Source organism: Brevibacterium yomogidense (genome assembly GCF_016107685.1).
GTDB lineage: Bacteria > Actinomycetota > Actinomycetes > Actinomycetales > Brevibacteriaceae > Brevibacterium > Brevibacterium yomogidense.
In genome coordinates this window covers 1-5,152 of the sequence record NZ_JABASY010000014.1, presented here as the reverse complement: position 1 = coordinate 5,152, position 5,152 = coordinate 1, and the positions used below count along the sequence as shown (strand labels likewise).

7 protein-coding genes are annotated in these 5,152 nt (G+C 63.4%); 3 read left to right on the top strand and 4 right to left on the bottom strand.

Annotated elements, in window-relative coordinates; all coding sequences use genetic code 11:
* Both JFC09_RS16180 and JFC09_RS16175 read right to left on the bottom strand, forming a co-directional pair.
* Nucleotides 1–474, bottom strand: a 474-nt coding sequence (locus JFC09_RS16180) for a replication initiation protein (RefSeq protein ID WP_232483722.1), incomplete at its 3' end; no start/stop codon positions are given.
* 357 nt (nt 475–831) lie between these two features.
* Entirely contained in the window at nt 832–984 is a 153-nt protein-coding gene (locus JFC09_RS16175) for a hypothetical protein (RefSeq protein WP_198395081.1), read from the bottom strand.
* 788 nt (nt 985–1,772) lie between these two features.
* Between JFC09_RS16175 and JFC09_RS16170 the strand changes: the two genes are divergently transcribed.
* The 3 genes from JFC09_RS16170 (at nt 1,773) to JFC09_RS16160 (ending at nt 3,590) form a co-directional block, all read left to right on the top strand.
* Nucleotides 1,773–2,294: a GNAT family N-acetyltransferase gene (locus JFC09_RS16170; protein WP_332839808.1), complete on the top strand. Its 522-nt coding sequence runs from the start codon at nt 1,773–1,775 to the stop codon at nt 2,292–2,294.
* Nucleotides 2,295–2,462: 168 nt separating this feature from the next.
* Nucleotides 2,463–3,020 (top strand): DNA-binding protein, encoded by a 558-nt coding sequence (locus tag JFC09_RS16165; RefSeq protein ID WP_198395080.1) that lies wholly within the window; start codon nt 2,463–2,465, stop codon nt 3,018–3,020.
* Between the two features lie 141 nt (nt 3,021–3,161).
* Nucleotides 3,162–3,590: a hypothetical protein gene (locus JFC09_RS16160; RefSeq protein ID WP_198395079.1), complete on the top strand. Its 429-nt coding sequence runs from the start codon at nt 3,162–3,164 to the stop codon at nt 3,588–3,590.
* A gap of 839 nt (nt 3,591–4,429) precedes the next feature.
* On the opposite strand, the gene JFC09_RS17120 is transcribed toward JFC09_RS16160, so the two are convergent.
* Entirely contained in the window at nt 4,430–4,591 is a 162-nt protein-coding gene (locus JFC09_RS17120) for a helix-turn-helix domain-containing protein (RefSeq protein ID WP_408610982.1), read from the bottom strand.
* Between the two features lie 110 nt (nt 4,592–4,701).
* On the bottom strand, nt 4,702–5,152 hold a 451-nt coding region (locus JFC09_RS16150; RefSeq protein WP_232483721.1), incomplete at its 5' end, for a primase C-terminal domain-containing protein.

Below are 5,152 nucleotides of genomic sequence, written 5' to 3'. Positions count from 1 at the left end.
GTGCTCGAGCTCGTTGAGGCTGTAGAGGTGGTCCGTCATCCACCACGCGGCCCATGCGTCGTGCGTGGGGTTCTTCGTCATCAGCCCCGAGTAGGCGGCATCCCCCTCGACCGACCGGCGTAGACCTTCTGTGACTGCGGCCGCGTACGCCAGCGGCTTACGGCGGGCGTACTCCGTGCGGGTGACTGGCTCTGCCAGTGCCCACACCGCGTGGGCGTGGCCGTTCTCAGGGTTCTCTACGACCGCGTTCGGCAGCCAGTCCCTGCGCTGCTCGACGCTGCGCAGCAGGGCGTCTGGGTGGTCGATGTCGACTACGAGGAGGTTCGAGACGGCTTGAGGGTTCGCCTCGATGTACTGGAGGCCCAGGGCGCTCTCACGGCTCATGCGGTAGATCCCGCTTCGCAGCTCGTCCGAGGCCAGGGGCCACAGCGGCAGCCACATCTGCTCCCACTGCTCTGTCGTCGGTGCGCTCATACTCGCCACGCTCCCACGGCTGAGATGTTCAGGGTGGGATTTCTGTCGGCGTGTTCAAAGTGGGTCGCCAACCAAGTCAGATGTTTCGGTGAGATCCAGCCTTCGCGGAGCGAAGTCCGTTCCTCCGGGTGACCTCGCTGGGACTACCCCCGGCAGTTCCCCCGACCATGCACGCACCTGCCCGCTCCACAGATCAACGGTAGGGAGTCCCGACTACAGCAAGAGGCGACGTGGTGCGCCTGCGATTGGTGCACAGGGCCACACGCGAGCTGTCGTTGACCTATCCGCCGACCTGTCATCTCGTGTGTACAGGCCGACCCGGTCTGACGTGCTGGGTTGGGGGCGGGAGTTGAGTGGTCATGTGGTGGGGCTGGGGTGAGTGAGAGAGGTGAGGATGCGGGTTAGTTCGAGGAGGTAGGGAACACGTTCATGGGGTCCGTAGGTGATGAGGAAGAGGAGAGCGAGGACGACGACGGTGACGAGGAGGTGGGTGGGTATCGGGTGGTTCACCGGGTGGCCTTTCAATGGGCAACAGGGGGCACGAATGCTGATGCCGGTGAGCGGCTGCATGGTCGTACTTGTTCGACACGGTGAGTGTCGGAACGTTGCCGGCCCAGATGGGGGATGACGCCGGTGTCGTGTCTCGTGTTCTCGTGTGACGAGACCAGGTGTGACCGCTTATGCGTGACCTGACCTGGCCCTATTGATTAGCAGGACATGATGCGCCGTTGATGACGACCACACACCTACACGCATCAGCCTCGTGACTGCACCCTCAGCCGCAGACCGCACCCGCTTATGCGTCCGCACCTCCGCCTCAGCGCGACGATAAAGCGGGCACACCTCTTGCATTACCAATGACCGAGGTCAGACGGGGTGCTCGGCAGGTGGGCGCGACCGCTTCTGCGCAGCTGCTCGAAGGTGCGACACGTGGCATCCAGTGGGGATGGAGCGTGCGCGACTTATCCACGCATAAGCGGGTACGGTCTGCGTCCGTGCAGGACGGAGCGAGCTATAACATCTGGGTGCCAGATGTCCTTTTGCGCGCTTTCAGCGCCGCCACGGGGTCACCTCGAACTGGGGTTCCGTGGTGTCGTTACACTGGGCCGGCTGCCGCCCAAAGTCTCCGCTGCGCTGCGACTTCGGTTGCCTCTGAGGATGCCGTCAGGGGGCGGTGATCGCACCTACTTCTGACCGGTCTCTCCTGCTGCAATGCAACGGAGCGACCCAACTTCTCAGTGTTGGAAGTCGAGTGGGAAGCTGTGGGAAGTTCAGCGACGAGCGACCGAGGGGATTCTGTGGACTACGTCATCGATCAACCGTGTGTGCGCACCGGCAACGCACCACTCGCTCCTCACGACCTGCTGGCACACGCACTCGCACACGTCCACGTGGAGGGCTGGCGGCAGGCGTACGGAGCGATCCTGCCGTCGCGGTTCTACGACGACAGCGCCCGGGCAGCGCGGGTGCAGATGTGGCAGTCACTCCTCGCGGATGACCGCGTATGCGAACGCGTGCGGATCGCCACGACCAGTGCAGATGAGGTGGTGGGCTTCGGCATCCGCGGTCCGGCCCGGGACGACGACCGTGAAGGCCCCGAGCTCTACGCGCTGTACATCCTGGAAGAGCACTACGGCACCGGTCTGGGGCAACGGTTGCTGGACGCGATGGTCGGACGTGAGGCCGCGTGTCTCTGGGTGGCGGCGGAGAACCCGCGCGCGATTCGCTTCTATGAGAGGAACGGCTTCCAGCCCGATGGCACTCGGAAGTCGGACCCGGACATTGACGGCCTCGATGAGATCCGCATGGCGCGCAGGTAGAGCATGCCGTGCACGGCATGAGCAGAGAGCTGCACAATGCCAGAGGACTCGGGTCACCGGGCAAGCTGTTCTCGAGCTTCCGCGCAGGAGGTGCAGAAACCTCCTTCGAGTGGTAACATGGAAACAGGTAACAATCGTTACCGGTGTTTCTACTTGGGAGGGTGCGCCATGCAGGAGAACCAGACACCGGAAGTTCGGGCAGAGCAGGCAGCACGTGACCTCGCGGATCGCGGGATGGCGGTGACCGCGAGGGCGGTGCGCGAGGCGGCAGGCGTGCGCATGGTCGTCGCAGCGGCGACGGCGAAGGCGTGGAACGCGGCAGCCGCCGAGCAGGACCACGAGGTCATCCCTGACGTCCCCGAGGACGTGCAGGGCCGGCTGTCGGCGATCTGGGCGGATGCCTATCGCGCGGCGCTGGCTGCGGTGACACCGGAGCGCGACAGGCTCGCGACCGAGGTCGAGGAGCTGCGTGGCGAGGTCGATGCCCTCACCGCCACCGTCGCGGACGTGGAGACGGAACGTGACGAGCGCGCCGCTCGTCTCGACAAAACTGAGCAGGAGCGCGCGTCTGTCGTGTCCGCGCGGGACGACGCGGTGGTGCGCGCATCCCGCGCCGAGGACCGCGCGGAGGCAGCCGAGGCCGAGCGTGACCGAGTGAGCGAACAGATGCGCGCGCTCATCGCCCGCATCCCGGAGATCGATACTAAGCGTGAGGAGCTGTCGTGAGTAGCCCCCAGCCGGCCCACGCATAAACGGCCATACCCTCACCCGGAGTGCCTGACGAGACAGGTTCATCTCCGTAACGGCGCATAAAATCCCGTTCACGAGTGAAAGACTAGAACCATAAATTGACTACATTAAACAAACATGAAAGACCAAATGATACCTCTTTTTATGGCGCTATCGGGACTTTTGCATTTCTTGGTGCACTTCGTCCTATACGCGGCTTCCGGGCAGGTCTTCACATCCGATATGGCGGATATCGCATGGTTCCTGCTCGTACCCCCAGTAATTTCATCAGTCCTCACCAGGGTGATTCCAGTGAGGAATTCGGGCATGCAGTTTGTTGTGGCACTGCCACTATTCCTGGTGTCCGCTTATTGTGTGATGCTAGCCCATGCGTTAGTTTTTGATGAAGGGGTAGCGGCCTCATCTCTACTGTTGTTAACGCTCATCTTTGCGTGGCCAACTGCGGCGCTTTTCTCCATTCTTTCGGCGGGCGCCGCGTTGGGCTACTTTATGCTAAAGAGATCAGGCCGTATCCGTCAGCTGCCTCCGAGCCCTGACTTTTCGTGAACCGGGCGGAGCGGGGTCGGCTCACCGCGCAGCTCGACGCACTCATTGCTCGCATTCCCAGCTGGCTCCCGTTCCGGCCACGGGCCTAGCGCGGTCGCCGCAACAGCCGAGAGAGCAGTCCCCCGCCGCGACGCGGCGACGGCGCGTCATGCGCGTGTGTGGTGGGTGTGGTCACCGGAGTGTCAGAAGCGGTGTCAGCGGGTGCCACGATGGGTGTAGTGAGACCGGTGTCAGGGGGTGTCGCGGTAGAGCCTGTGGTGAGCATCCGCAACGCTTGGGCTTGGGTCTCGACGGTGCGCTCACGCTCTGCCAGCAAGGCACGGTGTCCCTCGTTTTCAGCTTCGAGACGGGCCAGTCGCTCCCGTGTGGCAGCCAGCTCATCGCGGAGGGTATTGAGCTGTGTGTGCTTTGGTTCCGGGGTGTGTTCAGGGGTGGTGTCAGGCGGTGTCACGTCGCTGGTGTCTGGCCCGGTGCCAGACACCGGCGTATAGCCGAGTGCCGCCAGAGCCGTAGGCGGTATCTTCCAAGCTCCACGGGTGTCCTTGTGCGCGCCGAGAGATTCGAGATCGCCCTCGCGGCGGTGTCGTTGCAACGTGGACAGGCTCGCGGTCCAGTCTCGCGCGGCTTCTCGCAGCGTGAGGAACTGTGGGCTGTCAGGCATCAGGTCGCCGCGCTGTGATCGGGACTCCTTCATAGGCCAGGCCAGCCCGCACGTACTTGTGGATCAGTTCACGGATGGGCCGATCGGTCGCGACTGCGTGCATCTTGAGCGCACGGTATACATCTGCCTCAAAGTCGAAAGTCGTCTTCTTCGTCTCCGGTGGGAGCGTAGTCATTTCCTATTCTCTTCTCGTGAGGTGCCCACCCTGGCCGTCAGGGTGATTGAGCGCGTAGTGAACGGTGCCTACCGAACAGCCGACCTCCTCCGCGATCGCGCGCATACTCATACCAGTGGCCCGCAGCTCCCGAATTTTCGCCCGGCGCTTCTGTGCGCGGCTCATATAAACCTCGCGTGGCTCCGAGGTCCACGTCTTGATGGTGCGTGGAGTGACTCCGGCACGAGCGGCGAGCTCTCGGATGGTCAGGCCGTTTCGTGGAATCCGGTCAGCAGTCATTTGAGTGCCTCCATGATGCGGTTTCTTCCTGCCCTGCTACGTGCCGCACCGCTCTTCTTTCCCCGGGCGGATTGGATTGTGGAGAAGGTGGCCTCGTAGACGACTGGGCCGTCGCGCCACATGCGCGATTCGGTGACGATCCATCGGTGGATGCTCGCAGCGATCTGGCTGGCTTCGTTGACCGGCAGCGGCTCTGCGAACTCTCCGTTGAGGCGATGCACCTCGAGGTCAATTGCCATTGCCAGACCTGCGGGATCGCCCCAATGGTGGCGGATCTCGCGGTAGGCCCAGGTGCGTGCGGTTTCGAAGATGGAGCAGTTGCGGCCGAGTCCTACGGGTTTCTTCCGGCGTGTGCGTCGCCAGGACTCCGGAGGCATGAAGCGGTCGAGGAAGTGCTCGAGCTCGTTGAGGCTGTAGAGGTGGTCCGTCATCCACCACGCGGCCCAT